Origin of the sequence: Pseudescherichia sp. AS216 (assembly GCF_037152055.1) — a bacterium.
Classification (GTDB): domain Bacteria; phylum Pseudomonadota; class Gammaproteobacteria; order Enterobacterales; family Enterobacteriaceae; genus Pseudescherichia.
Genome location: NZ_JBBCMV010000007.1, coordinates 112,305 through 138,168, shown reverse-complemented (window position 1 = coordinate 138,168; position 25,864 = coordinate 112,305). Strand labels below are relative to the sequence as shown.

Here is a 25,864-nt window from a genome sequence, read left to right as displayed (position 1 = left end):
TACCCGTGTATAAGCTTTCCATTGCTGCTGCGTTACTGCTTGCTACCCCTGCCGTTTATGCTGAGCCGCCGCTGACGGCCGCACGCTATGCGGCGCAGCTCGGTGTCGGGATGGACGTTGACTGGGCGCGCACCGAGCGCGGCATCCGCGAGTTCGATCCGTTAGTCGTGCGGGATTTTGCCGCGCAGGGGATCCGCCATGTCCGCATCCGGGTAGCAGGCGAGCCGACGGAGGCGCGGCTGATTCATCTGCGTAAGCTGGTTCAAGCCTGCGAGCAGTACGGCGTGATCCCGATTATCGCCTGGCAGGCTGATGAGTATAAAAACGATCCGAAACCCGAGAATGAAAAAGAGGTGGTGAATTGGTGGATCGCCGTTGCGCACTACTTTGGTAACAGCTCGCCGCAGTTAGGCTTCGATCTTATTTATGAACCCGCAGACAAGCTGAACCATAATCTCGTCTCGCTCAACCGCGTCTACGAAAAAACCATCAAAGCCATTCATGATATTGACCCACAGCGCATGATCTTTATCGCGCCGCGCCTGCGTGCGGCCCCGGAGGATCTCGCTAACCTGAAGCTACCCGCACACAGCCAAAATTACCTGCTGGCGGAGTGGCATATCTTCCCGTGGGGACCGCTCAAGAGTAACGGCAAGTATCCGTGGACATCGGGCACGGCGGCGGAGAGGTCAGCGATTCGAAATCGCATCAACGTCGCGCTGCGCTGGCAGCAAAAAACCGGCCACGTTAGCTGGGTGGGCGGCTGGGGCGTCGGGGAATCGAGCCATTTTACCCCCACCGCATCGCAAATGGCCTTTGCCACCTTTATGGCCTGTGAGCTGCAGCAGGCAAAAATTCCTTACGCCATCAATGCCGATTCGCAGTTTTACGATGGCGAAGAGGGGGCGTGGCGTCCCATCGCCGAACCGCTGCTGAAGACAATGGTGGCCCCGACATGTGAAAAGCCCGGCGAGAAGCCGGGCCATCATAATGTTAAACAGGCTGTTCGTGATGCGGGACACGCGACGCCAGCGGCAGCCAGCACAGTAAAATCAGCAGTCCCATCAGGGTCATCAATAAACCGAGGCTAGCCTGGCCGGTTTGCGGCATCAGGGCAGAGAGCCATGCCAGCGCGCCGGAACCGATATTCTGTAGACCACCGACCAGCGCGCCCGCCGTCCCGGCGAGGAACGGGAACGGCTCCATTGCGCCACTGGTGGCGAGTGGGAAGAGCATCCCCGCGCCAAAGAAGAACAGCGCCGCCGGGATCAGCAGGGTCCAGACGCTCATTACGCCAAACAGGCCCGGGATCCACATCATCACCCCTGCCAGCAGGCAGCTCATCACCGACTGCCACATCAGGGTGGAGAAGCGTTTATTCTGGCGTCCGGCGAACCATGCGCCAAAGAAGGCCGCCGGGATCGGCAGAATAAACAGAATGCTTACCACCATACTGCTCAGACCGAGCCCTGCGCCCAACAGTACGCCGGAGCAGGCTTCAAATACGGCGATACCCGCCAGGCCACCAATCAGCATCAGCAGATAACAGTTGAATGACCCGCTACCAAAAAGCACTTTGTAGCTGGTGAGCAGTTTTGTGCGCGGTGCGTCTGCGGGGCGGGTTTCGGGCATCCAGCGCGCCATGCTGAAGGTGACTAACACGCACAGCACCAGAAGGAAGGCGAAGCAGGCGCGCCATGACCAGAGGGTATTCAGCAGGCCGCCAATCAGCGGAGCCAGCAGCGGACTCACCAGAATTCCCATGTTTAACAGGCTGTTGGCATGACGAAGCTGGGTACCCTGATACATATCGCGCGGTAAGGTTCGCGCCATCACGCCGCCGACGCCGGTTCCGACACCCTGCAACGCGCTGGCTGCGATTAATACGGTCAGGCTATGGGTGGTCAGGGCAATCAGCGTCGCCACCATGAAGATGCTCATCCCCACTAAAATAACCGGGCGACGCCCTACGCGATCGGACAAGGGGCCATAGACAAGCTGCGAGAGCCCATAAGTCAGCAGATAGGCCGCCATCACGCTCTGCACTGCGCCGTCACGAACGTGAAAGTCCTTTGCCATGTCGGCAATGGCTGGAATGTAGATGGTTTGCGCCATCTGACCGACCGCCACCAGTAACACCAGCATCAACAATAAGTTAACGTTCCTTTGTCTTTTCATGTCGCCGAATATGTTTGCCAAATAAGAGAAATAAAGAATAAGTCACTGCGCATTCCATAAATGCGCGAGAAATCTACCACAGTACGGCGATAAGTTAAGTATCAGGCTGATGAATGGGCAAGAGCGAAAAGGCAGGATTTATGAACAATGTTGGCAACTAATATTGCCTGGGTGTTACGCCAGGCGTAACAGAATAGCTCCGCAGGCAATGCCCAGCGCAGCAGCGATGCGTACGCCAGCAACCCGCTCTTTTAAGAGTAGAAAAGCGATAAGCGCGCCGAAAAGTATCGACGTTTCGCGCAGAGCCGCGACCACGGCCAGCGGAGCTTGGGTCATGGCCCACAGGGCCAGGCCGTACGATCCCATGGTTCCCGCCCCGCCAAACAATCCTTTTTTCCAGTGCAGGCGCAGATAGTTGGACGCTTCGCGGCGGCGCGCCACCATCGCCCAGCAGAGCAGACAGAAGCCGTTCATAAAGAAGGTCCACAGCGTATAGCCCAGCGCGGTGTCAGACAGACGCACGCCGGTGCCATCCACCAGCGTATACCCGGCGATAAAGCAGGCGTTCAACAGCGCCAGCCAGATGCCCTTGCGTGACTGCATGCGGCCATTCAGCGCCATAGCCAGTATCGACAGACAGATGACGCCGATCCCACCCCAGGCGAGCCACGAAAGTGTATCCTCTAATGCCAGGACGCTAATCAGCGCGACCAGCAGCGGGGCCGTGCCGCGCATCAGGGGATAGGTTTGGCTCATATCAGAAACCTGATAGGTTTTTGCCACCAGCACCGTGTACACCACCTGTAACGCGCAGGATACCGCTAAAAAAGGCCAGCTGGCGGCGGAGGGCTGCGGCGAGAAGGGTAGCAGGATCAGGGCGATAAGCGCCGCGGAGCCGCTAACGCCGATCGCGGCGTAGAGTTTATCCGTTCCGGCTTTTACGATGGCGTTCCAGCTGGCATGCAGCAGGGCGGCGAATAATAGAATGCAGAAAACAGAGAGCGTCATAGCGAATCGGGTGATGAATTGTCATACAACTGTAACACTTAACCCTGTTTTAGCCGCGTTTTTGTTTGGCGTTGAAACGTGATCGGTCACACATTTTTATCGCCGCTGCGATAAAACGATTGTCATGCTGCACCGGCTGTGTTTGTATAAATTCAGCTAATAAATAAACAACACAACATACATACAGGTCCCTAATGAACCCAGCCATGCTGACATCGACTCTACTACGCACCGCGCCATCTGCCGCGGTCGTCGTCGTGCGTGTGGTGGTGGTCGTCGGCATAGCGCCGTAGGGTCCGGAACACACGATTCCAAAACCCCGCCGGCGCAAACCGGGCGGGGTTTTTCGTTTAGACCGCCCGGCAAGCCGGCCCAGAAGAAAAGGACTGGAGCATGGGCACAACTTCGCAGGCAAGGCGCTTTACGGGCGCGCAGCTGATCGTTCATTTACTGGAGCGCCAGGGCATCACCATCGTCACCGGCATCCCGGGTGGCACGGTGCTGCCCCTGTATGACGCCCTGAGTCAAAGCACGCAGATCCGTCACGTACTGGCTCGCCACGAGCAGGGCGCAGGCTTTATTGCCCAGGGCATGGCGCGCACCCAGGGGAAACCCGCCGTCTGTATGGCCTGTAGCGGGCCGGGGGCCACCAACCTGGTGACCGCCATCGCCGACGCGCGCCTCGACTCTATTCCGCTGGTCTGCATTACGGGCCAGGTACCCTCGTCGATGATTGGTACCGACGCCTTCCAGGAAGTGGACACCTACGGCATCTCTATCCCCATCACCAAGCATAATTATCTGGTGCGCGACATCCGCGAGCTGCCGCAGGTGATCGCTGACGCGTTCCGCATTGCCCAGTCAGGCCGTCCCGGCCCGGTGTGGATAGATATTCCTAAGGATATTCAGACCGCAGAGATCGAGTTAGACACCCTGCCGGAGCCGGGTGGCGCTGCGCCCGCCCCGGCATTCAGCATTGAGAGCGTGCATGAGGCGGCGGCGATGATTAACCAGGCCCAGCGCCCGGTACTCTACCTGGGCGGTGGGGTGATTAACGCTCCTGAGCAGGTGCGGACCCTGGCGGAGAAGGCCAGCCTGCCCACCACCATGACGCTGATGGCCCTTGGCATGCTGCCGAAACAGCATCCGCTGTCGCTGGGCATGCTGGGGATGCACGGTGCGCGCAGCACCAACTTTATCCTGCACGAAGCCGATCTGCTGGTGGTGCTGGGGGCACGTTTTGATGACCGGGCGATTGGCAAGACTGAAACCTTCTGCCCGAACGCCAAAATTATCCATGTGGATATCGACCGCGCAGAACTGGGTAAGATCAAGCAGCCGCACTGTGCTATTCAGGGCGACGTCGGCGAGGTGCTGGCTCAGCTGATCCCGCTGATTGCAGAGGAGACACGTGACGCCTGGCGCGATACCGTGGCACAGCTGCAGCAGGAGTTTCCGGCTAACATGTCGGGCGCGGACGATCCGCTGAGCCACTACGGGTTAATTAACGCCGTTGCGGCCTGCGTTGATGACAGCGCGATTATCACCACCGACGTCGGGCAGCACCAGATGTGGACCGCTCAAGCCTATCCGCTCAACCGTCCGCGCCAGTGGCTCACCTCCGGTGGGTTAGGCACTATGGGCTTTGGCCTGCCGGCGGCGATTGGCGCAGCGTTGGCCAATCCCGATCGCAAGGTGCTGTGCTTCTCCGGCGACGGCAGCCTGATGATGAACATTCAGGAGATGGCAACCGCCGCTGAAAACCAGCTCGATATCAAAATCATTTTGATGAACAACGAGGCGCTGGGGCTGGTGCATCAGCAGCAGAGTCTGTTCTACAAGCAGGGCGTGTTTGCCGCGACCTATCCGGGCATGATCAACTTTATGCAGATCGCCGCCGGGTTTGGCCTGCACACCTGTGATTTAAACGCGGCGACCGATCCGCACGCGGCTCTGCAGGAGATCATCTCCCGGCCGGGTCCGGCGCTGATCCACGTCCGTACCGACGCCGAGCAAAAAGTCTATCCAATGGTTCCGCCGGGCGCGGCCAATACTGAAATGGTGGGGGAATAAGCCATGCCACACTCAACACATGACAACGTTATTCTGGAACTCACCGTGCGCAACCACCCTGGGGTCATGACCCATGTCTGCGGCCTTTTTGCCCGACGCGCCTTTAACGTGGAGGGTATTCTCTGCCTGCCGCTACCGGGCGGCGAGCAGAGCCGCATCTGGCTGCTGGTGGCGGACGATCAGCGACTGGAGCAGATGATGAGCCAGATCGACAAGCTAGAAGATGTGGTAAAAGTGGTACGTAACCAATCCGATCCCACCATGTTCAACAAAATTGCCGTGTTTTTCGAGTAGGTTATTCGCTTTCAGCGTCAGGGGTGATCGCCTTGACCGAGCCGTTCCGGCAGTGGAGAGCGTACTCTGCCGGTAGCGGGCGGTCACTGATTAGCACATCAAACTGTGCCAGCGGGGCGATACTGGCGGGGGCGACCTCATCGAAGAGGGCGTAGCGTGCCAGCAAAATCTTGCGGATGCCGTGCTCCATCGCTTTGCGCTTCACCGGCAGATCGTCGAGGTTGAACCAGGTCACACCGTAGTGCTCGTGTACGCCGCTGGCCGAGATAAACACCTTGCGCGGATTGAGCGAATCCAGAATCGACGGGTTATTGGGATCGTAAAAGGCGTCGCTCTTGGCGCGGTAGGTGCCGCCGCAAAGCATGGCCGTGGCGTTAGGCTTGGCGTTCAGCGCCATAAAGACCTGATGCGAGTAACAAATTCCGGTGAAGGTAATCTCGTCAGGGATCATGTCGATCACCAGCGGCATCTCCGGGCCGTTGTCGAAAAACACCAGATCGTTCTCGCTCACCAGCCCTGCGGCGAGGATCGCAATCGGCGTATCATCCCGATGATGGCGGCGCGTGGCTGCGGCAGGCTGGCTGGTGGCCGGGCTGGCGGGCTTGTTAACCATTACGATATAGCCCCCGAGCAGCGCCAGCGGCAGCGGCTCATCCTCCTGGCTAAAGTCGCGGCGAATGGTCATCACAGAAACCTCCAGCATCCGCGCCGCATCTTTAAGATGGATGCGGTCGGTCTTTTTGAGCAGCTCCGTCAGGCGACGAATACGCTCTTTCTGCTTGGTTTCCATTTTCTCTCTCCGCTTTACCAGCCTAATCATCTTCTTATGTTCCTAAAGTAACATTTTCCACCCAGAGCGGGAACGCTGCGGTATCAAATGTTGCTGTAATCGCGAGCGGAGTCACAAATGATACTAAAATAACATGATAATGTTACTTTAATATCATTGTTAAGCGTTTGTTTCTGAGAGGTAGGAAAATGGATATCGCAGTCATCGGCTCCAACATGGTGGATTTAATCACCTACACCCACCAGATGCCGAAGGAGGGTGAAACCCTTGAAGCCCCGGCGTTCAAGATTGGCTGCGGCGGTAAAGGTGCCAACCAGGCCGTTGCCGCAGCGAAGCTCAACTCCAAAGTATTGATGCTGACCAAAGTGGGCGATGACATCTTTGCCGACAACACCATCCGCAATCTCGAATCCTGGGGTATCAATACCACCTACGTTGAGAAAGTGCCGTGCACCAGCAGCGGCGTCGCACCTATTTTCGTTAACCCTAACTCCAGCAACAGCATCCTGATTATTAAAGGGGCGAACAAATTCCTTTCGCCAGAGGATATCGATCGCGCCGCTGAAGATCTGAAGAAATGTAAGCTCATCGTTTTGCAGCTCGAAGTGCAGCTGGAGACGGTCTATCACGCCATTGAGTTTGGGAGAAAGCACGGTATCGAGGTGCTGTTAAATCCGGCTCCGGCGCTGCGCGAGCTGGATATGGCCTACGCCTGCAAATGTGATTTCTTCGTGCCGAATGAAACCGAGCTGGAAATTCTCACCGGCATGCCGGTCGACAGCTACGACAATATTCGTCGCGCCGCCCGCAGCCTGACTGATAAAGGGCTGAACAATATTATCGTCACCATGGGCGAGAAGGGCGCGCTGTGGATGACCCGTGATACGGAAGTGCATGTTCCAGCGATCAAAGTGAATGCCGTCGACACCAGCGGCGCGGGCGATGCCTTTATTGGCTGCTTTGCGCACTACTACGTCCAGAGCGGTGATGTAGAAACCGCCATGAAAAAAGCCTCGCGTTTCGCGGCCTTCAGCGTAACGGGCAAAGGCACTCAATCGTCCTATCCCAGTATTGAGCAGTTCAATGAGTTTCTGGCGATAAACGAATAATAAAAACCCCTGCACTGTAAAAGGTAGCACTATGAACGATAAAAACATCGTTCAGATGCCCGATGGGTATCTGAATAAGACCCCTCTGTTCCAGTTTATTTTGTTATCGTGCCTGTTCCCATTATGGGGCTGCGCCGCAGCGTTAAATGATATTTTAATTACGCAGTTTAAGAGCGTATTTTCGCTCAGCAACTTCGCCTCTGCCTTAGTGCAGAGTGCGTTTTACGGCGGCTATTTCCTGATTGCTATTCCGGCATCGTTGGTGATTAAAAAGAGCAGCTATAAGATTGCGATTTTAATTGGCCTGACGCTCTATATTGTCGGCTGTACGCTCTTTTTCCCGGCGTCGCACATGGCTACCTACACCATGTTCCTTGCCGCCATTTTTGCGATTGCCATTGGTTTAAGTTTCCTTGAGACCGCTGCCAACACCTACAGCTCAATGCTGGGGCCAAAATCCCACGCTACGCTGCGCCTCAACGTTAGCCAGACCTTCTACCCGATCGGGGCGGCGGCGGGCATTCTGCTCGGCAAGTACCTGGTCTTCTCTGAAGGCGATAGCCTGGAGAAGCAGATGGCGGGCATGACGCCGGAGCAGATCCACGACTTCAAGGTGCTGATGCTGGAGAACACCTTAGAGCCGTATAAGTACATGATCATGGTGCTGGTCGTGGTGATGGTGCTGTTTATGTTGACCCGCTTCCCGACCTGCAAAGTTGAGCAGACGGCCAACCGTAAACGCCCGTCGGCGATGGACACCCTGCGCTATCTGGCGAGCAACGCCCGCTTCCGCCGCGGCATTCTGGCCCAGTTCCTTTATGTCGGCATGCAGGTCGCCGTCTGGTCGTTCACCATCCGTCTGGCGCTGGAGCTGGGTGATATTAACGAGCGGGATGCCTCCAACTTTATGGTTTACAGCTTTGCCTGCTTCTTTATCGGCAAGTTCATAGCCAACATTTTAATGACGCGCTTCAACCCGGAGAAGGTGCTGATCCTCTACGCTGTCATCGGCGCGCTGTTCCTGGCCTACGTGGCGCTGGCGCCAAGCTTTAGCGCGGTCTACGTGGCGGTGCTGGTGAGCGTTCTGTTTGGGCCATGCTGGGCCACCATCTACGCTGGCACGCTGGATACGGTGGACAACGAGCATACCGAGATGGCGGGAGCGGTGATCGTGATGGCAATTGTCGGCGCGGCGGTGGTGCCAGCGGTGCAGGGCTACGTGGCGGATATGTTCCACTCGTTACAGCTGTCGTTCCTCGTTTCCATGCTCTGCTTCATTTACGTCGGCATCTACTTCTGGCGTGAAAGCAAAGTGCGTCGCGAACTTACCCCAGCAACCGCTTCCTGAGGAGAATGGCTATGAAAACCTGTTTGCCACTGTGGCGTGAGCTTTTTACCACGCAGCCGCGAACGCTGCTGGAGAACGCAGAATTTACGGTCAGCGCCTTCCGCTATCCGAGCGGCGTTGAGGGCCTGAGGGTGGCAAACGCCCGCGGTCATCTGGTGATCTTACCCTGGCTGGGGCAGATGATCTGGGACGCGGAGTTTGACGGCCACGAGCTGACCATGCGTAACATGTTCAGCCAGCCGAAGCCGGCGAGAGAGATTGTCGCAACCTATGGCTGCTTCGCCTTTCACTCGGGCCTGCTGGCAAACGGCTGCCCCTCGCCGGAGGACACCCATGCGCTACACGGAGAGATGGCTTGCGCAGAGATGGACGAGGCCTGGCTGGAGATCGACGGCGACACGCTGCGCGTCGGGGGTCGCTACGAGTATGTGATGGGCTTCGGCCACCACTATCTGGCGCAGCCTGCGGTCACGCTGCGTAAGGCCAGCGCGCTGTTCGACATTGATATGACGGTAACCAACCTGGCCTCGGTGGCAATGCCGCTCCAGTACATGTGCCATATGAACTACGCCTATGTACCCGAGGCGACCTTCAGCCAGAACCTGCCGGACGAAGCGCTGGCGCTGCGGGAGTCCATTCCGGCACATGTGAAACCTACCGAGCAGTGGCTGGCGTTCAACCAGCGTATCCAGCAGGGTCAGACCACGCTGAAGACGCTGAGCGAGCCGGAATATTACGATCCTGAGATTGTCTTCTTTGCTGACAGGCTGGATCGCTACACTGCGACGCCGGAGTTTCAGATGACCGCCCCGGACGGGACCACCTTTGTGACCCGGTTCTCCAGCGCAGAGTTCAACTATGCGACGCGCTGGATTTTATACAACGGCGATCAGCAGGTCGCAGCGTTCGCGCTGCCGGCTACCTGCCGTCCGGAAGGGTTCCTGGCCGCGCAGGCTAACGGCAGCCTGCTGACGCTGGCCCCGCAGGAGAGCCGCAGCTTCACGGTAACGACCGGGATAGCGCACTAAAGAGACTGTATGCGTCGCCGCGTTTACCCGTATGATAAGCATTCTGAGATTGGGCAGGAGCTTTCATGATTTGGTTAACGCTGGCGACGCTGGTTGTTGTTTTTGTAGTGGGTTTTCGGGTTTTGACCTCCGACTCCCGGCGGGCGGTACGCCGTCTGAGCGAGCGGCTGGGCACCACGCCGATGCCGGTTGAATCGATGATCGATCAGCTGGGCAAAGCGGCGGGTGCGGAGTACATTCAGTACCTCTCCCGTCCGGACGAGGCGCATCTGCAAAACGCGGCGCAGACGCTGCTGATCTGGCAGGTGTGCATTGTCGACAGCAGCGAGCAAAACCTCCACTACTGGCACCGGACGCTGCAAAAAGCGCGCCTTGCCGCGCCGCTGACCGACGCCCAGGTGCGTCTGGCGCTGGGCTTCCTGCGCGAGCTGGAGCCGGATGTAGCGGAGATCAACAATTTTCAGATGCGCTACAACGCCTTCTTTATGCCCGACGAGGGCGTGCACTGGCTACATTGAGTACCGTAGCGCCGGATGGCGCTGCGCTTATCCGGCCTACGATATATCCCACGCTCAATTGTTGAATAGTTGCTAAAACGTTAAATGCGTCACACTGAGAATGTTACACTGCGCGACTTTACCGCAATGTGACGTTGCCTGGAGGCAAAATGAGTGAGCATTTACAGGGAAAACCCCACCCGGAACTGGCTCGGCCAAACTGGTCAGCCGTCTTCGCCGTCGCCTTTTGCGTGGCCTGCCTTATCACCGTGGAGTTTCTGCCGGTCAGCCTGCTGACGCCGATGGCGCAGGATTTAGGTATTTCTGAAGGCACCGCCGGGCAGTCGGTCACCATGACCGCCTTTGTGGCCATGTTCGCCAGCCTGTTTATCACCCAAACCATTCGCACCACCGACCGCCGCTATGTGGTGCTGATCTTCTCGGTGCTGCTAACCCTCTCTTGCCTGCTGGTGTCGTTTGCCAACAGCTTTGCCCTGCTGCTGGTAGGGCGCGCCTGCCTAGGTCTCGCCCTCGGCGGTTTCTGGGCGATGTCCGCCTCGCTGACCATGCGCCTGGTGCCAACGCGCGTAGTGCCCAAGGCGCTGTCGGTAATTTTCGGCGCGGTGTCGATTGCGCTGGTAATCGCTGCGCCGCTGGGCAGCTTCCTCGGCGGTATCATTGGCTGGCGTAACGTTTTTAACGCGGCGGCGGTGATGGGGATCGTCTGTACGCTGTGGGTCTGGAAAGCGCTGCCGTCCTTGCCGGGCGAGCCGATGCAGCACAAGCAGAATATGTTTGGCATCCTGAAGCGTCCGGGCGTGCTGGCGGGAATGATCGCCATCTTTATGGCTTTTGCCGGTCAGTTTGCCTTCTTTACCTATATCCGCCCGGTTTATACCAGCATGGCGGGCTTTGACGTCGATGGCCTGACCCTGGTGCTGCTCAGCTTTGGTATTGCCAGCTTTATTGGCACCTCAATGTCGTCCGCATTCCTGAAAAAATCGCTGAAAACGGCGCTGGCCGTTGCCCCCCTGGTGCTGGCCCTGAGCGCTCTGACGCTGATCCTCTGGGGCAGCGATAAAATCGTCGCCTCTGTGGTAGCGGTAGTGTGGGGATTAGCCTTTGCGCTGGTGCCGGTGGGCTGGTCGACGTGGATCACCCGCTCGCTGGCGGATCAGGCGGAAAAGGCTGGATCGATCCAAGTGGCGGTGATCCAGCTTGCCAATACCTGCGGCGCGGCGGTCGGCGGCTACGCACTCGATAACCTCGGCCTGCTCTCGCCGCTGGTGCTCTCCGGCAGCCTGATGCTGCTGACGGCGCTATTGGTGGCTGCGAAAGTACGCGTAAAAGGGTAATTGCTCTCTGCCCGGCTGGCTCTGCGCCGCCGGGCATGACGCTTTAACTACATCAGAACCACGCTTCCCACATCGCGCCGACGTTGAACGAGTCCAGATTGCTCTCTTCCGTACCGTTTACCCGCGCGGTGCGATCGTTATCTACCTGACCGCCAGTGACGTAGAAGCGCAGCATCGGACGGAACTCCGGTCCCATCGCAATCGAAATGTTCTGCGACAGGGTCAGCTTCCAGCCGTGGTTATCCCCGCCCTGATCGAAATCAACCCGCTGATAGCCCGCTTCCAGCCAGGTAGAGTGCACGTCGTTCCACCAGTACATCGGACGAACAATCGCGCCGTAGTTGCGTCGGTTATCCACGCTATTGGCATCATTATCGTAGTCGTGGAAGGCGAGCAGGTACTCGATCTGTGCCTGCTGGGTAAACTTGTAGTTCCCCTCAAAGCTGGCGTAGATCGCCGTCAGATCGTCGGTTTTGTTGTAGACGCTGTTGTCTGAGTTGTCAGAGTAGCGGGCAATCACTTTGTTCACCCCTTTCTCACCGGTGTGGCTCAGCACTACGCCGCCCTGCCAGGCATTCTTACGCTCGTCGGTATCCACCGCCTTCGAGTCGAAGCCGTAGTTAGCATACAGCTCCAGATCCAGCGGGCCGACCTTCATGCCGTGCACTTTAGAGGTAATGGCGTAGTTGCCTTTATCGCCGGTGCCGGAGCCGCCGGTACAGGTGATACGCGACGGGTTACCCTCATCGTTCATCACTTCCGGACTACAGGACTCCACCGCCGCCACCGCTGCGACGTCAAACTGCACGCCGCCGATGTCGAAGTTTTTCACCCCTGCGCCCTGGCCGTCGTGGTTCATCCAGAAGTAGTCGTTGATCCCCTGCTGCGGACGCTGGTGGAAGTCACGGCCTGCCCACAGATAGGCGTTGGGATTGGATTCAAGAATATTGGTCACCCCGGCGTAGGCTTTTTTCAGGTTCACCTCGTCGCCCCAGTGATCGAACATCACGTTGATGTCCCAGATAGCGCCGTTATTGCCTTTAAAGGCTTTCGAGAGCTGGAATTCACCGCCGTTGCCCTCGTTGCCCAGACGACCGATGGCGGAGGAACCGTTATAGGAGCCGTCAACACCAACGAACTTCTGATCGCCGCCCTGGAACTGCGCCCCGTAGCGGGCATAGCCGGTAAACTTCACGCCGAAGGGGATCGCCATATCCGGCGACTGGGCCGCGGTTTGTGGCTCGGTAATTACATCGGCTTTCTTATCGATCGCCACATCCATTTTTTTCTGCCGCTCCGCAAGGGCTTTATCGACCGCTTTTGCCACAATCGCGTCGATCTGTTCCTGAGTAAACTCCTGGGCGCTGACTGAACCAGAGCAAAGGGCAGCCATCACCGCCAGCGCGACTGGAAGTTTTTTATTGATATTCATTTTTTGTCTCAATCTAATATATTATTTTTAGACAATAACTATCCCGCCGCCGAGTGCGGAACAGTTGCGCTATCACCATTAATAGTGAGGTACTGACGTAGGTACAGACTATTTAAAAATGGGCTATCGGTTTCTCCGTAATAAATTAACGTTGATAGAGACGAATAATCTCTTCGGACAGTTCACGGGCCAGCAGCGACGTCATTAAGTGATCCTGAGCGTGAACCATAATTAAGGTCATCGGCTGACGGGCTTCCCCGGCGTCCTGCTCGATCAGTTTGGTCTGCATATGGTGCGCCTGGCGAGCGTAGCCGTCCGCCTCGCGCAGCAGGCTGTTTGCCTCGTCAAAGTTGCCTTCGCGCGCGGCGTGCAGAGCCTCGAAGCAGAGGCTGCGCGACTGGCCAGCGTTGACGATAATCTCCATGACGGCCTCTTCCAGTTCAATCATCTTATTGCTCCTCGTTAAATCCGTTATTGGCGGCGGTAGCGGCAAACCACTCTCCGCTGCGTTTTATTGTCCGCGTCTGGGTGGCTAAATCGAGCTGTACAAAACCGTAGCGGTTTTTATAGCCGTTACACCATGACCAGTTATCAATAAACGTCCACATATGGTAACCGAGGCAGTGACAGCCCTCCTGAATACCCTTATGCAGCCACTTCAGATGGCCGGAAACAAACTCAATCCGGTATTGATCGTTTATTTGGCCATTCTCAATAAAACGCTGCTCGTTTTCGACCCCCATGCCGTTCTCTGAAATAAAGCAGCGTGGGTTGCCGTAATTAACGCGTAAATTAGTGAGAATGTCGTAAATACCCGGCTCGTATATTTCCCAGCCGCGATAGGGGTTCATTTTCCGGCCCGGCATCTCGTAATAATCAAACAGCCACTCCGGCATAAACGGCGAGGCCGGGTTGACCGCGCTGTCGCGACACTTCACGCGTCGCGGCTGGTAGTAGTTGATCCCCAGCAGGTCGATTTTACCGTCGGCAATCAAGGCGCTGTCCTCCGGGAGGCAGGCCGGCAGCTGATCGTACTGCTTGAGCAGCGCCACTAAGTCTGCCGGATACTCGCCAACCAGCACCGGGTCGAGGAAGCTGCGGTTAAACAGCAGATCGGCATGGTGCGCGGCAGTGAGATCCGCCGGATTGTTTGAGCGCGGATAGGACGGCGTCAGGTTGAGAACAATGCCGATCTCCCCTGGGTAATGCCCGGCGCGGTAGGCGCGAACCGCCGAGGCGTGCGCCAGCACGGTATGGTAGGCCACCGTCGCCGCGCGTTTAAAATCCACCACGTTGGGGTAGTGGAAGTCATACAGGTAGCCGCCTTCCACCGGCACAATTGGCTCATTGAAGGTAAACCAGTGCAGCACCCGATCGCCAAACAGGTCGAAACAGATCTGCGCGTAGCGGCTAAACGCCTCTACCACCTCACGGTTCTCCCAGCCGCCTTTCTCCTGCATCACCATCGGCATATCAAAGTGGAACAGAGTGATAAAGGGGACGATCCCCTGGGCCAGCAGCTCATCAATAACGTTGTTATAGAACGCCACCGCCTCAGGATTGACCTCGCCCACGCCGTCCGGGATCAGCCGCGACCAGCTTAGCGACGTACGGAAGCTGTTGTGGTTGAGCTGCTTAAGCAGGGCGATATCCTGCCGCCAGTTCTGGTAAAAGGTGGAGGTGTCCTGCGGGCCGACCTGCTGGTGAAAACGGTACGGCTGGCTCGCATACCAGTGGTCCCACGTTGTGGCACTTTTGCCGCCCTGCTGACTCTGCCCTTCGGTTTGCAGCGCGGAGCTGGCGCTGCCCCACCAGAAATGCTCTGGAAATGCGTATTTCATCTCTTTTCTCTCCCGTTAATTACTGACGCACGGTGCCAGCCAGCGGCGTCACGTCCTGCGCTTTCTGCTCTTCGGTTTTCATCAGCGAACGCTCATAGGCCCGCAGGAAAGGCAGGTACATCAGGGCGGACAGCACCATGCAGATCCCGCACATAATGACCGGGCTCAGCGCCCAGTTAGCGGCCCAGGATGCGCCGATAGGGGCAGGCGTTGTCCACGGCGTTAGCGAGACCACCTGTGCCAGCCAGCCCAGTTTCGTTGCGGCATAGGCGAGGCAGGCGTTAATCATCGGCACGAAGACGAAGGGGATAAACAGCATCGGGTTCATGATGATCGGCGCGCCAAACAGAATCGGCTCGTTGATATTAAAGAAGCTCGGGACGATGCCCATTTTGCCGATGGTGCGCAGATGGGTAGCACGGCTACGCAGCAGCAGGAAGGCCAGCGGCAGGGTAGAGCCGACGCCGCCAATCAGCAGGTAGTGATCCCAGAAGCCTTGCAGATAGATGTGGGGCAGCACCGTGCCCGCTGCCAGCGCGGCCTGGTTAGCGGAGAGGTTCGCCATCCAGAACGGGTTCATAATGCCGGTAACGATCAGTGACCCGTGAATGCCGGCAAACCAGAAGATCTGGCACAGCAGCACAGAGAGCAGGATGGCAGGCAGCGAATCCGACGCCGAAACCAGCGGCTCCAGCAGGTGCATGATCGCCTGGGGCAGGATCATGCCGGTTTGCGCCTCGATAAACAGGTTCAGCGGGTGCAGCGTGCCGATAATCACCACTACCGGGATCAGGATCTCAAACGAGCGCGCCACACCGGTGGGGACCTCTTTCGGCAGGCGGATAGTGATGTTGTTCTGCTTCAGCCACGCATAGACGCGGGTGGAGTAGATCGCGGTGATCAGCGCGGTAAAGATCCCCTGGCCAGAGAGGTACTGGGTGGAGATTTTGCCGTCGGCATAGGGTGCAGCCACCAGCAGGAAGGCCATAAACGCCAGCAGCCCGGACATCACCGGATCGAGATTAAACTGCCGACCAAGGCTGGCACCGATCCCGACCGAGATAAAAAAGGTCATGACGCCCATGCTCAGGTTAAAGGGCAACATCAGCTGTTCGCGATAGGTCTGGGAGAAGTCGAGCCAGCCGCGCGCGAAGCTGTTGGTGGTGTCGGCGGAGAAGGGCGGGAAGATAAATACCAGCATGAAGGAGCCGATGATCATAAACGGCAGCGCGGCGGTAAAGCCATCGCGGATGGCGATGACATACTTCTGTTGCCCCAGACGTCCCGCCAGCGGCGTAATGGACTGCTCGATAACGGCAACCATGGATTGATATAACGAACTCATAGGAACACCCTTTTAGTGTGCCGCTTCAATGAGCGACAGAGCAAAGTCCAGCACCTTATCGCCGCGCTGCATACCGTAGTCCATTGGATTAATGGGCTGAACGGGAATGCCGTGGGCGGCAGCCTTTTCTGACAGCGAGTTAAGCATGTATTTTACCTGCGGTCCCAGCAGCACCACCTGGTAGCGTGGAAACTGAGTATCAAACTCCGCTACGCCGTACGCATCGATCTCAACCGGTAAACCTCTCTCATCTGCCGCTTCGACCATTTTTCTGACCAGCAGACTCGTAGACATTCCTGCAGAGCAGCACAGCATGATTTTGTTCATCATCCCCATCCTCTAAATGTTAAAAGTTATTACAATGATGATTGGATATCATATGGAAACCGGTTTCCATCACTCAGGCATCGAAGTGTGATACCCATCAAAGTCCGCAGGATATAGGGTAATTTTCCTGGATTTACATCACAGGTTTTATGGCTCACTACCCGCAATAAGGGATAAACGGAAAATCGGTTTCCATGGGAAATAGAATGCAGCTATACTGCTGCTGGCGATATTATGCTCCATGTTTTGCTTGTTTTTCGGGCTGTATATTCGGCCTGACAGGGGAAAAAGATGTCTACAATCAACGATGTATCACGTCTGGCGGGAGTATCTAAAGCAACCGTCTCACGGGTGTTGAGTGGGTCACGCGGCGTCAAAGAGGCCAGCCGGCAGGCGGTATTAAAAGCCGTCGAAGAGCTAAACTACCGGCCCAACGTCATTGCTCAGTCTCTGCTCAGTCAGACCACCGGCTGCATTGGCGTCATCTGCGCCCAGGATAATATCAACCAGACCACTGGCTACCTCTACGCGCTGGAGAAGCACCTCAGCCAGCATCAGAAGCACCTGCTTTTGCGCTTTGCCAACAGCCGGTCAGAGGTGATTAGCGCTCTCGACGAGTTGACCTGCGGTCTCTGCGATGATGTCCTGATTATCGGCGCGCGTTTTCCGCTGAATAACCTTGGCTATGATGATGTGATTCTGGTGGACTGCGCGGAAGCCGATATGCCGAACAGTATTCAGTTCGATCACGCTTTCGCGGCGGAAACGGCCTGCAACTATTTGATTAGTCAGGGTCGGCGCCAGATAGCGCTTATCCACCCGGACGTGAGCGGCTCCGCTGAGCGGGTGCTGCTGGGCTACAAGCACGCCCTGGAAAACAACTTCCTGCCCTTTAACCGTAACCTGGTGTTTATGGATTCTACCTCGGCCTCGGTTGCGCTCCAGGTGCTGCTTAACAACGCCACCACGCTGAACTTTAATGCCCTACTGGTCGCCGATGAGCAGGAGGCGCAGCGGGTGATTACCCAGCTGCAGGCGTTTAATAAATCGGTACCGGGTGACATCATGGTCTTTAGCCTTGCTGGCTCCGTGCACCTGCCGGGGATCCCAACCATCCCGGCTATCGAATACTCAATGGACGCGATGGCGGCCCGCATCGTCAGCTGGCTGAGCGAAAAAACCCAGGACGTGCTGGGCGCATGCGTACTGCGCGGGGATCTCATTATTCCGGATATGCGCCAGCGCTAACCTACCCTACGGTCGGAGAAGCCGGGCAAACGCAGTGCCGCCCGGCATTTTGCTTAGTTCACCTTCGGGAAATCCACGACGGTGTCGTTCACCCGGTTAATCATATTGGTGAACAGAATGGCGCTGACCGCGCTGATGGTCTCCACGACCTGACGATCGCTAAAGCCCGCGTCGCGGAAGCGAGTAACGGTCTCCTCCGACAGCGTGCCGCGCGTCGTCACCAGCACTTTCACAAATTTCACCAAGGCATCAATGTGCGCATCTTCCGGATAGTCGGCCCGGCGCAGCTGCTCGGTCTGCTCAACGCTGTAACCCGCCATCTTGCCGGTCAGGGTATGGGCTGCCAGGCAGTAGTCACAGCCAGAGGCTTCGCTGACGGCAAGGTTAATTGCCTCCAGCTCGCGTTTGTTCAGACTGCTTTTCGCCAGTGTGGCATTGTGCTGCAACGCCTGGGCGAGCATATCCGGCGCGTTGCCGATGGTCTGGTAGGCGTTGGGCACTTTGCCCATCGCACGTTTAATGGCGCTAAAGAGTTCAGCAGTCTGGCCAGTGGCGCTATCGGGCTGGATGGTGGTTAAACGGCTCATGATCTTCTCCTGTCAGTTTATGGGTTCCGCCGTATCGGCGATGGACTCATAATAGGGCGTCCGCGGCAGGGCCATTGCCGCTTATCGTCTCGATTTTTTGTCCTGTCGTCTCAGGAGAAGTTATGGATAGCCTTAGCCAACTGCTTGCTATGCTGGCCCCGGCGTGCGCCGTTAACCTGCACTGCCGCTTTGCCGGGCGCTGGGAGGCCGACCATCCGCAGCTTGCCGCTGGCACCGTACCCTGGCACGTCATTCTGCGTGGCGAAGCCCGGCTGGTGATGGCGGGCAGGACCCTTGACGTGCGCGCCGGAGATATTCTTCTGCTGCCCCACGGATCGCCGCATCTGCTGCAGGGGCTGGTGGAGTGGGGGCAGGTCGCACCCGTGGCGAAGCGCCATAACGGCACGCTAACCGAAGTAGAGACCCGCGGGCCGGGTCCTGCGGTAGAGGTGCTGTGCGGCGAGTTCCATTTTGGGCCGGGGTATAGCTGGCTCTTTGCCGAAAACGCGGCGCTGATCCATCTGCAAACCCACGATCGCGAAGATTGTCCGGAGCTGGAGCTCCTGCTGACGATGCTGGTACGGGAGAGCCTGACCCCGCAGCCGGGCGCGGCCACGATTGTCAAAAGCCTGGCCGCGACGCTGCTGGCGTTGCTGATGCGGATTTTACTCTCCCTGCATGAACCTCCTGCCGGGCTGCTGCGCCTGATGAGTGATAAACGGCTGGCCCCGGCGCTGCTGGCGGTATTGGCCGATCCGGCCCACCCATGGACAATGGAGATCATGGCCGAGCGCTGCTTCTTATCCCGCGCCACCTTTGCCCGCCACTTTGCCCGCAGCTATCACCAGACGCCCCAGGCCTGGCTCTCCCAGCTGCGCCTGGCCCTCGCCTCGCGCCTGTTGCTGGAGGAGAAGCAGTCAACCGTGGATGCGGTCGCCGGACGCTGCGGGTTTCTGTCACTGGCCTCGTTTACACAGGCCTTTAAGCGCCTGTATGGTATGACTCCAGGCCAGTATCGAAAGAGAACAAAAGCATGATTCGCCTTGAAGATGTGACGCTGTTTGTGCGCGCGGCGGCGCTGGGAAGTTTCTCCAACGCCGCACGGGAGGCCGATCTGCTCCCGGGTCAGGTAAGCGCTGCCGTTCACCGGCTGGAGCGCGATCTCGATAAGCGCCTCTTCGCCCGCTCTACCCGCAGCCTGCGGCTAACGGCAGAGGGGGAGACGTATCTGCCGTTCGCCCAGGAGCTGCTGGCCGTGATGCAGGCCGGTGAGGAGAGTCTGCACAGCGGTAATGACGAGCTACAGGGCGAGCTGAAGGTAGCGATGCCGTCGGATATCGGGCGCAACGTCCTGCTGCCGCCGATCACCCGCTTCTGCGACCAGCACCCGAAAATCACGCTGCGGCTCTCTCTCTCCGATCAGGTCAGCGATGTCTTTCGCGATCCGATAGACGTTGCCATTCGCTACGGCGTGCTGGATAACAGCAGCTACGTGGCGCTGCCGCTAGCAGAGAACAACCGTCGCGTGCTGGCCGCTTCCCCGGCCTACCTTGAAAAGTACGGTCGGCCCGCCAGCCTTGACGAGGTGACGCAGCACCACTGCCTGCTGTTTACCATGAACAGCCACGTCTACGACAAGTGGAGCTTCCCTGAGAACGGCGCCCGCCGCCAGCTAACGGTCAAAAGCCGCCTACTCTGTGACGACGCCGACGTAGCACGACGCTGGGCCGTAGAGGGCATGGGCATTGTCTATAAATCGTGGATAGACATCAGCGCCGACGTGCAGGCCGGACGGCTGGAGATACTGCTGCCCACGCACCCAGGGGAGGCCGCGCCGTTGAATCTCATCTGCCCGCACCGCAAACAGTTCTCTCCGGCTATTCGCCAGCTACACAGCACGCTGCGAACACATCTGACCGCGATTACCCAACTGCTACCCTGACACGAAGATGTCCTGAATCACTACCCTCTACGTCATTTAAGACATCACGAAAGGGCATAAGATGATTTCACCAACCCAATAACACAAGGTGAACATCATGAAGCTGACCCATAACACTGTTTTTATCACTGGCGGCACCTCTGGCATTGGCCGGGCGATGGCTGAGCAGTTCCACAGGCTGGGCAACCAGGTGATCATCTCCGGTCGCCGCAAAGCGCTGCTCGATAGCGTCACCGCTGCCAACCCGGGGATGGATTCGGTAGTGCTGGACGTTACCGATGCGGCAAGCGTTCAGGCGGCGGCCGAGAGCGTACTGTCTCGCTACCCGACGTTGAACGTCGTCATCAACAACGCGGGTATCATGCCTTTTGATAACGCCGCTGGCGTGCAGGATGACGCGATGGCCGTCTCGTTGCTCAATACCAACCTGCTGGGGCCGGTACGCGTTACCTCAGCATTTATCGAGCATCTGAAAAAGCAGCCGGATGCGGTGCTGATCAACAACAGCTCCATCCTCGCCTTTATCCCGTTGGCGAGTAACGCGCTCTACTCTGCCACCAAGGCGGCGATCCACTCCTACACGCTCTCCCAGCGCTTCCTGCTGCGTGATACCGGCGTGAAGGTAATTGAGATCTCCCCGCCGTGGGTCGATACCGATCTGATCTACCGCAGCGGTGACGACCGGGCCATGCCGCTGGATGCTTTCATCAGTGAGACGTTCGAGAAACTGGGTACGGATAATATCGAGGCTATCGTTGACCGCGTGCTGCCTGCCCGCGCCAATCCAGGGGCGAATGAGCACACGGTAGTGAACCAGTTCAACCAGGCGATGGTTGAGAATCCAATCCCCGTTGCGTAACCGCTGGCTGGCTCCGGCCTGAAGAGATCAAGGCGATGAAAACTGACATTACCCTATCCCAGCGCCGGGCGCTTTGGGCTCTAAGCCTGGCCTATTTTGTGCAGGCGACCGGAGCGCTCTCCGTGGCGGGGAGCCTTGGACCGATTTCCCACGCCTGGGGACTGACCGATGCCCAGAGCGCTCGCCTGCTGGCCATTTTCGGTCTTACCTTTGCCGTGGGTGCCCCGCTGGCACAGGTCTTTTTCGGCCACGTCAGGCGTCGCCAGCAGGTGGTTGTCGGGATGATTGTCTTTGGTTTGGGGGCATTTCTGTTTGCCCTCGCCCCGAGCTACCGCGAGCTGCTACTCTCGCGGGTAGTGATGGGCCTCGGCGCATCGCTGATCGGACCGGTGCTGGTGGCGCTCGGCTCGGAGTTGGTTAAAGAGAAGGAGCGGGGTAGCGCCATCGCCACGATCCTGCTGGGCGTGTCGATGGCCAGTATGGTCGGCATTCCGCTGGCGGCCTGGGCTGCAAACCTGCTGGGAGCGCGAATGCTGTTTACCCTTGTTGGCATAATGAGCGCATTGTCGGTCATCAATATTATGCTGAGCGTGCCGAACAGCGTTGCCGGGGTGAATGTACGTCTGCGCCAGGTCGGGCAGGTACTGGCGCAGCCGAAAGCTCTGATGGCGTTTCTGGTTGTGTTTTTTATTACCGCCGGCGTCTACGACATGTACGCTTTTATCTCGCCGATTGTGCGTGATACCTGGCATGGGAGCAGCAGCAGCGTGTCGGTTGCGCTGGCGGTAATTGGCGTGGCAGGGATCCTTGGAAACCTGTATGTCTCGCGGGCTGCCAGGATCTATAGCGCTGAGCGCCTGTTGAGCGCTGGCATCGTGCTACTGATAGCGGATATGGTGGTCATAACTCTACTGACGGGCAAGCTCGCGCTGCTCTATATTGCGCTGGTGTTCTGGGCCTTTGCCACCGACCTGCTGTGGCCCACGCAGCAGCGCAGGATCGTGGAGATAGCCGATCCGCAGACACGGGGCATCTCTCTGGCCCTGACCAGCGCATTTATGTTCTGTGGGATAGGTTTTGGCTCCGCCGTCGCCGCGTGGATCTATCCGCTCTATGGCTTTTATGGCGTAATGGTCAGCGCAATACTCTTTCTGCTGCTGGCACTGGTAAGTCTTTGGCTCTCAGAGCATTTTCGCGCGCAGCCCCGCCAGGCGGTAAACGTCTGAATTTTCATTCTCGGTAAGGTGACACGATGCACAGGATTGGTTTAATTATTTCCGATAATTTTCAGATGCTGGCCCTCTCAACGCTCACCGTTTTTGAGTTTGCCAATATTGTGGCGGGGGAGAGTTTCTACCAGACGGCGGTCTATTCCGAACATGGAGGAACGGTGCGCTCATCGTCGGGTATTGGCGTCGATAGTGCGCCGTTATCCGCTGAGGTGCAGATGGACACCTGGCTGCTGGCGGGCGTACTGATGCCTACCGAGCAGCCTGCCACGCCGGGTCTTATCGCTTTTCTCCAGACCTCCGCCCATCAGGCGCGGCGAGTTGCAGGCATATGTACCGGTGCGTTCGTGCTGGCCCAGGCGGGCCTGCTGGAGAGACGCCGCGCCACCACCCACTGGGCGCATGCTCCCAGCATGAAGCGGCTGCATCCGGCCGTGCAGCTTGATGATGACTGCATCTTTATTATCGATGAGGCGTTCTGGACCTCGGCGGGTCTCACCGCCGGACTGGATATGGCGCTGGGAATGGTAGAGAAAGATTTAGGGGCAGACGTGGCCCGTGGCGTGGCGCACCGGCTGGTGATGAACCAGCGCCGCTCCGGCGGTCAAACCCAGCACTCGGAGATGCTGGCCCTGGCTCCCCGCTCTGACCGGCTGCAAAGTGCGCTGGAGTATGCTCGTAACAACCTGCGCAAGCCGCTGACGGTGGATGATTTAGCGGATGCCGTGCATCTCAGCGCCCGTCAGCTGACGCGTCTGTTTCGCGCCGAGACAGGTAAATCTCCCGCCAAGGCGATTGAGGGGCTGCGCCTTGAGGCGGCCCGACTGATGATCGAGCAGGGTCGTTTAACCCTCGATGCTATCGCCCGGGAGTCTGGCTTTCGCGACCGTCGCCATATGCGCGAAGTTTTCGTTCGCGGCTACGGCGTGCCGCCGCAGGCGCTGCGTCAGGGGCGATCCGCATCGCGGGCGGCGTGAATTTTTCCGCGGAAGATCCAGAAGCCCCAGCTATTGTAGAGAAGCGTAATCGGTACAAATGTGCCGAAGGCGATAAGCATCAGCTTTTGCGTGGCGGGCGGGGCGGCGGCCTGGGTCAGCAGCAGGCCGGGCGGCAGAATGAACGGAAACACCGCCAGCAGCATGGCCCCAAACGCGGCGCAAAAGAGCGTGAGCGCCATAGCCAGCGGCAAGAATTCACGTTTGTGGCGTAGCGCGAGGATAAATCCCGCCAGCGCCAGCAGGGCGATAAGCGCCAGCGGCCCGCTGTAGCGCCATGCCAGCAAATGTAGCCGATAATTCTCATGAAGCTGCGTTGTCCAGATAACCAGCCCGGCCAGCAGCGCGGTGGTAAACAGCGCCAGCCGTATCGCCTGGCGTCGGCTCCATGCGGCCAGCTTGCCTTCGCAGCGCCACACCAGCCAGCAGGCACCGAGCAGCGCATACCCCACGGTGAGTGAAACCGCGCAGTAGAGCGAAAACGGTGAAAGCCACGCCAGAGGGCCACCGGTGAACTGTTCGCCGTTATGCGCTACTCCCTCAATCCATGCCCCCATTGTCGCACCCTGGCTCAGCGATACCATCCAGGAGCCGCCGATAAACAGCGCGTCGAACAGCGCCGGGTGCTGATGACGGAACTCTATCGCCATGCCGCGCACGATCAGCGCCAGCAGCATGATATAGACCGGTAGATAGAGGGCGCTGTAAAGGATGCTGAAGGCGACCGGGAAAAGCGCCAGCATCGCGCCTGCGGTCAGCACCAGCCAGGTTTCGTTCCCGTCCCATACCGGCAGAAGAGAGATGTTCATCTGCTGGCGCGCCTGCGGCGGCTGAAACGGCGCGAGGAGGCCGACGCCGAGATCGGTGCCGTCCAGCACCACGTAAACCAGCACACCGAAGGCCAGAGCGATGGCACTAAGCAGCGTTAACGGTGGCATAGAAAGGATGGCCTCAAGCATCGTAGCGTCCCCTTATACTCTGCGGCGTGATACCGCGTCCGGTCTGCTCCGCCACTTCCGCATTCGGCTCTCTTTCATCGTGCGACGGCGGCCTGCCAAGCAGACGCAGCAAAAACCACAGCCCGATGGCAAAGATAAGCAGATACACGATCAGAATGGCAAAAAACGAGGTCAGCACCAGCGAGGGAGCAACAGGGGAAACGCTGTGTGCGGTGCGCAGCACGCCGTAAACCGTCCAGGGTTGGCGTCCGGTCTCGGTCACAAACCACCCGGCGAGCATGGCGAAAAAGCCCGCTGGCGCCATCCATACCATGCCGCGTTGTAGTTTTTGAGAAGTCCATAGCCTGCCGCGCAGGCGCGCGATCAGCCCGGCCGCGCCGAAAAAGAGCATCAGCAGCCCAAGCCCTACCATCGCGCGAAACGCAAAGAACACGCCGGGCACCCAGGGACGTTCATCGCGCGGATACTGGTTCAGGCTGTGAATGGTGCCGGTGAGGTTGTGGCGCAGGTAGAGCGAGCCGATATTTGGAATAGCCAGTTCAAAGTGGTTGCGCTGCGCCTGCATATCCGGAATGGCGAAAAGCCGCAGCGGCTCGCCTTCGCCGGGCGGCGGTGGGTTCCAGCTACCTTCCATTGCCGCCAGCTTCACCGGCTGATGGTCGCGCGTGTTTTCACCATGCAGATCGCCTACCACCACCTGAATCGGGGTGATGACCAGCAGCAGCCACAGGCCCCAGGAGAACATAAGCCGCGCGCCACGGTTATCCGGACGTCTTAGCAGGTGCCAGGCTCCTGCGGCGGCGACAAGGCAGGCGGTGGCAAGCATCGCCGCCAGCGTCATGTGGACAAAACGCCAGGGGAAAGAGGGGTTAAAGATCACCGCCCACCAGTCGAGGGGCTGAAAACGGCCATCCGCCCCGGTGATAAAACCCGCGGGCGTCTGCATCCAGGAGTTAGCGGAGAGGATCCAGAAGGCGCTGAAGATCGACCCGACGGCCACCATGCAGGTGGCGAAAAAGTGCACCCAGGGGCGCACCTTGCCCATACCGAAGAGCACCACCCCCATAAAGCCAGCTTCAAGGAAAAAGGCGACCAGCACCTCCATGTACATCATCGGCCCCATGACTGCACCGGCACGGTTTGCCAGCGCGCCCCAGTTGGTGCCGAACTGAAACTCCATCAGCACGCCGGTTACCACGCCCACCGCGACGTTCAGCGCGAATACCTTGCTCCAGTATTTGTAGAGATTGCGATAAACGCGCTGTTTACGCCACAGCCATAGCCCCTCCAGCAGCATCAGCCACTGGGCGAGGCCGATGGTGAAGGCCGCCAGCACAATGTGAAAGCCGATGGTAAAGGCGAACTGACTGCGTGCCAGCCACAAAGCCGTCTCCTGGCTTAACATGCGTCCTCCACGGAA

At 58.3% G+C, this 25,864-nt stretch carries 26 protein-coding genes; 15 read left to right on the top strand and 11 right to left on the bottom strand.

The features are described 5' to 3' along the window. Positions 1–5 precede the first annotated feature (5 nt). Positions 6–1,091, top strand: coding sequence for a glycoside hydrolase family 5 protein (locus tag WFN61_RS18560; protein ID WP_312632883.1), 1,086 nt, complete (start codon positions 6–8; stop codon positions 1,089–1,091). Here the strand turns inward: WFN61_RS18560 and emrD are convergent. Both emrD and WFN61_RS18550 read right to left on the bottom strand, forming a co-directional pair. Beyond that, positions 994–2,178, bottom strand: a complete 1,185-nt coding sequence (gene emrD / locus WFN61_RS18555) for a multidrug efflux MFS transporter EmrD (protein ID WP_144818300.1) — start codon at positions 2,176–2,178, stop codon at positions 994–996. The genes WFN61_RS18560 and emrD overlap by 98 nt on opposite strands. 174 nt (positions 2,179–2,352) lie before the next feature. Beyond that, positions 2,353–3,186, bottom strand: a complete 834-nt coding sequence (locus WFN61_RS18550) for an EamA family transporter (RefSeq protein WP_144818302.1) — start codon at positions 3,184–3,186, stop codon at positions 2,353–2,355. A 194-nt stretch (positions 3,187–3,380) separates the two neighbouring features. Here WFN61_RS18550 and ivbL point away from each other — a divergent pair, with 194 nt between their 5' ends. From ivbL to ilvN, 3 genes are all read left to right on the top strand, one after another. Beyond that, positions 3,381–3,479 (top strand): ilvB operon leader peptide IvbL, encoded by a 99-nt coding sequence (gene ivbL, locus WFN61_RS18545; RefSeq protein ID WP_144818304.1) that lies wholly within the window; start codon positions 3,381–3,383, stop codon positions 3,477–3,479. Between the two features lie 100 nt (positions 3,480–3,579). After that, complete coding sequence (gene ilvB / locus WFN61_RS18540) at positions 3,580–5,259, top strand: acetolactate synthase large subunit (RefSeq protein WP_337039072.1); 1,680 nt, start codon at positions 3,580–3,582, stop codon at positions 5,257–5,259. Positions 5,260–5,262: 3 nt separating this feature from the next. Further along, positions 5,263–5,553 (top strand): acetolactate synthase small subunit, encoded by a 291-nt coding sequence (ilvN, locus tag WFN61_RS18535; RefSeq protein ID WP_144818309.1) that lies wholly within the window; start codon positions 5,263–5,265, stop codon positions 5,551–5,553. Between the two features lies 1 nt (position 5,554). Here the strand turns inward: ilvN and WFN61_RS18530 are convergent, their stop codons facing one another. Further along, positions 5,555–6,343 (bottom strand): DeoR family transcriptional regulator, encoded by a 789-nt coding sequence (locus WFN61_RS18530; protein WP_144818311.1) that lies wholly within the window; start codon positions 6,341–6,343, stop codon positions 5,555–5,557. Positions 6,344–6,531: 188 nt separating this feature from the next. Between WFN61_RS18530 and rbsK the strand changes: the two genes are divergently transcribed. From rbsK to nepI, 5 genes are all read left to right on the top strand, one after another. Further along, positions 6,532–7,452: a ribokinase gene (gene rbsK, locus WFN61_RS18525; RefSeq protein WP_144818313.1), complete on the top strand. Its 921-nt coding sequence runs from the start codon at positions 6,532–6,534 to the stop codon at positions 7,450–7,452. Between the two features lie 31 nt (positions 7,453–7,483). Further along, positions 7,484–8,800 carry an L-fucose:H+ symporter permease gene (gene fucP, locus WFN61_RS18520; protein ID WP_144818315.1) on the top strand — a complete coding sequence of 439 codons (1,317 nt, stop codon included), beginning with the start codon at positions 7,484–7,486 and terminating at the stop codon, positions 8,798–8,800. A gap of 11 nt (positions 8,801–8,811) precedes the next feature. Then, positions 8,812–9,828, top strand: coding sequence for an aldose 1-epimerase family protein (locus WFN61_RS18515; protein ID WP_257758837.1), 1,017 nt, complete (start codon positions 8,812–8,814; stop codon positions 9,826–9,828). Between the two features lie 65 nt (positions 9,829–9,893). Then, positions 9,894–10,346, top strand: coding sequence for a DUF1198 domain-containing protein (locus tag WFN61_RS18510; RefSeq protein ID WP_257758836.1), 453 nt, complete (start codon positions 9,894–9,896; stop codon positions 10,344–10,346). A 149-nt stretch (positions 10,347–10,495) separates the two neighbouring features. Next, the gene (nepI, locus tag WFN61_RS18505; RefSeq protein WP_144818321.1) at positions 10,496–11,680 is read left to right on the top strand and encodes a purine ribonucleoside efflux pump NepI; all 1,185 of its coding nucleotides are present in this window, start codon (positions 10,496–10,498) and stop codon (positions 11,678–11,680) included. Between the two features lie 52 nt (positions 11,681–11,732). Here nepI and WFN61_RS18500 read toward each other — a convergent pair whose 3' ends face one another. The 5 genes from WFN61_RS18500 to WFN61_RS18480 all read right to left on the bottom strand — a co-directional run bounded on the left by WFN61_RS18500 (position 11,733) and on the right by WFN61_RS18480 (position 16,625). Next, positions 11,733–13,112, bottom strand: coding sequence for a carbohydrate porin (locus WFN61_RS18500; protein ID WP_144818323.1), 1,380 nt, complete (start codon positions 13,110–13,112; stop codon positions 11,733–11,735). A 145-nt stretch (positions 13,113–13,257) separates the two neighbouring features. Beyond that, positions 13,258–13,560 (bottom strand): PTS lactose/cellobiose transporter subunit IIA, encoded by a 303-nt coding sequence (locus tag WFN61_RS18495; protein ID WP_042393431.1) that lies wholly within the window; start codon positions 13,558–13,560, stop codon positions 13,258–13,260. Between the two features lies 1 nt (position 13,561). After that, positions 13,562–14,953 (bottom strand): glycoside hydrolase family 1 protein, encoded by a 1,392-nt coding sequence (locus tag WFN61_RS18490; protein WP_312177135.1) that lies wholly within the window; start codon positions 14,951–14,953, stop codon positions 13,562–13,564. 19 nt (positions 14,954–14,972) lie between these two features. After that, positions 14,973–16,298: a PTS sugar transporter subunit IIC gene (locus WFN61_RS18485; protein WP_042393428.1), complete on the bottom strand. Its 1,326-nt coding sequence runs from the start codon at positions 16,296–16,298 to the stop codon at positions 14,973–14,975. A 12-nt stretch (positions 16,299–16,310) separates the two neighbouring features. Beyond that, positions 16,311–16,625: a PTS sugar transporter subunit IIB gene (locus WFN61_RS18480; protein ID WP_144818524.1), complete on the bottom strand. Its 315-nt coding sequence runs from the start codon at positions 16,623–16,625 to the stop codon at positions 16,311–16,313. A gap of 291 nt (positions 16,626–16,916) precedes the next feature. Here WFN61_RS18480 and WFN61_RS18475 point away from each other — a divergent pair, with 291 nt between their 5' ends. Further along, positions 16,917–17,873, top strand: a complete 957-nt coding sequence (locus tag WFN61_RS18475) for a LacI family DNA-binding transcriptional regulator (RefSeq protein WP_238082314.1) — start codon at positions 16,917–16,919, stop codon at positions 17,871–17,873. Positions 17,874–17,926: 53 nt separating this feature from the next. Here the strand turns inward: WFN61_RS18475 and WFN61_RS18470 are convergent, their stop codons facing one another. After that, on the bottom strand, positions 17,927–18,460 hold the full coding sequence (locus WFN61_RS18470) for a carboxymuconolactone decarboxylase family protein (RefSeq protein WP_144818329.1): 534 nt from the start codon (positions 18,458–18,460) through the stop codon (positions 17,927–17,929). A gap of 122 nt (positions 18,461–18,582) precedes the next feature. On the opposite strand from WFN61_RS18470, the gene WFN61_RS18465 reads away from it, so the two are divergent. From WFN61_RS18465 to WFN61_RS18445, 5 genes are all read left to right on the top strand, one after another. Then, positions 18,583–19,497 (top strand): AraC family transcriptional regulator, encoded by a 915-nt coding sequence (locus tag WFN61_RS18465; protein WP_144818331.1) that lies wholly within the window; start codon positions 18,583–18,585, stop codon positions 19,495–19,497. Continuing rightward, positions 19,494–20,402, top strand: a complete 909-nt coding sequence (locus tag WFN61_RS18460; RefSeq protein ID WP_312177124.1) for a LysR family transcriptional regulator — start codon at positions 19,494–19,496, stop codon at positions 20,400–20,402. Before WFN61_RS18465 ends, WFN61_RS18460 begins: the two co-directional genes overlap by 4 nt. Positions 20,403–20,499: 97 nt before the next feature. Further along, a complete protein-coding gene (locus WFN61_RS18455; RefSeq protein WP_337039065.1) occupies positions 20,500–21,261 on the top strand; it encodes an SDR family oxidoreductase in 762 nt (253 codons plus the stop codon). A 35-nt stretch (positions 21,262–21,296) separates the two neighbouring features. Continuing rightward, on the top strand, positions 21,297–22,487 hold the full coding sequence (locus tag WFN61_RS18450; RefSeq protein ID WP_337039064.1) for an MFS transporter: 1,191 nt from the start codon (positions 21,297–21,299) through the stop codon (positions 22,485–22,487). A gap of 26 nt (positions 22,488–22,513) precedes the next feature. Next, positions 22,514–23,467 (top strand): GlxA family transcriptional regulator, encoded by a 954-nt coding sequence (locus tag WFN61_RS18445; protein ID WP_337039063.1) that lies wholly within the window; start codon positions 22,514–22,516, stop codon positions 23,465–23,467. Here the strand turns inward: WFN61_RS18445 and WFN61_RS18440 are convergent. After that, positions 23,437–24,444, bottom strand: a complete 1,008-nt coding sequence (locus tag WFN61_RS18440) for a cytochrome d ubiquinol oxidase subunit II (protein WP_312282871.1) — start codon at positions 24,442–24,444, stop codon at positions 23,437–23,439. The genes WFN61_RS18445 and WFN61_RS18440 overlap by 31 nt on opposite strands. Further along, complete coding sequence (locus tag WFN61_RS18435; RefSeq protein WP_312282870.1) at positions 24,437–25,849, bottom strand: cytochrome ubiquinol oxidase subunit I; 1,413 nt, start codon at positions 25,847–25,849, stop codon at positions 24,437–24,439. Before WFN61_RS18435 ends, WFN61_RS18440 begins: the two co-directional genes overlap by 8 nt. Between the last annotated feature and the right edge of the window lie 15 nt (positions 25,850–25,864).

Coding starts and splice junctions, on each gene's coding strand:
- emrD (WP_144818300.1), bottom strand. CDS start 2,178: ATGAAAAGACAAAGGAACGTTAACTTATTGTTGATGCTGGTGTTACTG.
- WFN61_RS18550 (WP_144818302.1), bottom strand. CDS start 3,186: ATGACGCTCTCTGTTTTCTGCATTCTATTATTCGCCGCCCTGCTGCAT.
- ivbL (WP_144818304.1), top strand. CDS start 3,381: ATGAACCCAGCCATGCTGACATCGACTCTACTACGCACCGCGCCATCT.
- ilvB (WP_337039072.1), top strand. CDS start 3,580: ATGGGCACAACTTCGCAGGCAAGGCGCTTTACGGGCGCGCAGCTGATC.
- ilvN (WP_144818309.1), top strand. CDS start 5,263: ATGCCACACTCAACACATGACAACGTTATTCTGGAACTCACCGTGCGC.
- WFN61_RS18530 (WP_144818311.1), bottom strand. CDS start 6,343: ATGGAAACCAAGCAGAAAGAGCGTATTCGTCGCCTGACGGAGCTGCTC.
- rbsK (WP_144818313.1), top strand. CDS start 6,532: ATGGATATCGCAGTCATCGGCTCCAACATGGTGGATTTAATCACCTAC.
- fucP (WP_144818315.1), top strand. CDS start 7,484: ATGAACGATAAAAACATCGTTCAGATGCCCGATGGGTATCTGAATAAG.
- WFN61_RS18515 (WP_257758837.1), top strand. CDS start 8,812: ATGAAAACCTGTTTGCCACTGTGGCGTGAGCTTTTTACCACGCAGCCG.
- WFN61_RS18510 (WP_257758836.1), top strand. CDS start 9,894: ATGATTTGGTTAACGCTGGCGACGCTGGTTGTTGTTTTTGTAGTGGGT.
- nepI (WP_144818321.1), top strand. CDS start 10,496: ATGAGTGAGCATTTACAGGGAAAACCCCACCCGGAACTGGCTCGGCCA.
- WFN61_RS18500 (WP_144818323.1), bottom strand. CDS start 13,112: ATGAATATCAATAAAAAACTTCCAGTCGCGCTGGCGGTGATGGCTGCC.
- WFN61_RS18495 (WP_042393431.1), bottom strand. CDS start 13,560: ATGATTGAACTGGAAGAGGCCGTCATGGAGATTATCGTCAACGCTGGC.
- WFN61_RS18490 (WP_312177135.1), bottom strand. CDS start 14,953: ATGAAATACGCATTTCCAGAGCATTTCTGGTGGGGCAGCGCCAGCTCC.
- WFN61_RS18485 (WP_042393428.1), bottom strand. CDS start 16,298: ATGAGTTCGTTATATCAATCCATGGTTGCCGTTATCGAGCAGTCCATT.
- WFN61_RS18480 (WP_144818524.1), bottom strand. CDS start 16,625: ATGAACAAAATCATGCTGTGCTGCTCTGCAGGAATGTCTACGAGTCTG.
- WFN61_RS18475 (WP_238082314.1), top strand. CDS start 16,917: ATGTCTACAATCAACGATGTATCACGTCTGGCGGGAGTATCTAAAGCA.
- WFN61_RS18470 (WP_144818329.1), bottom strand. CDS start 18,460: ATGAGCCGTTTAACCACCATCCAGCCCGATAGCGCCACTGGCCAGACT.
- WFN61_RS18465 (WP_144818331.1), top strand. CDS start 18,583: ATGGATAGCCTTAGCCAACTGCTTGCTATGCTGGCCCCGGCGTGCGCC.
- WFN61_RS18460 (WP_312177124.1), top strand. CDS start 19,494: ATGATTCGCCTTGAAGATGTGACGCTGTTTGTGCGCGCGGCGGCGCTG.
- WFN61_RS18455 (WP_337039065.1), top strand. CDS start 20,500: ATGAAGCTGACCCATAACACTGTTTTTATCACTGGCGGCACCTCTGGC.
- WFN61_RS18450 (WP_337039064.1), top strand. CDS start 21,297: ATGAAAACTGACATTACCCTATCCCAGCGCCGGGCGCTTTGGGCTCTA.
- WFN61_RS18445 (WP_337039063.1), top strand. CDS start 22,514: ATGCACAGGATTGGTTTAATTATTTCCGATAATTTTCAGATGCTGGCC.
- WFN61_RS18440 (WP_312282871.1), bottom strand. CDS start 24,444: ATGCTTGAGGCCATCCTTTCTATGCCACCGTTAACGCTGCTTAGTGCC.
- WFN61_RS18435 (WP_312282870.1), bottom strand. CDS start 25,849: ATGTTAAGCCAGGAGACGGCTTTGTGGCTGGCACGCAGTCAGTTCGCC.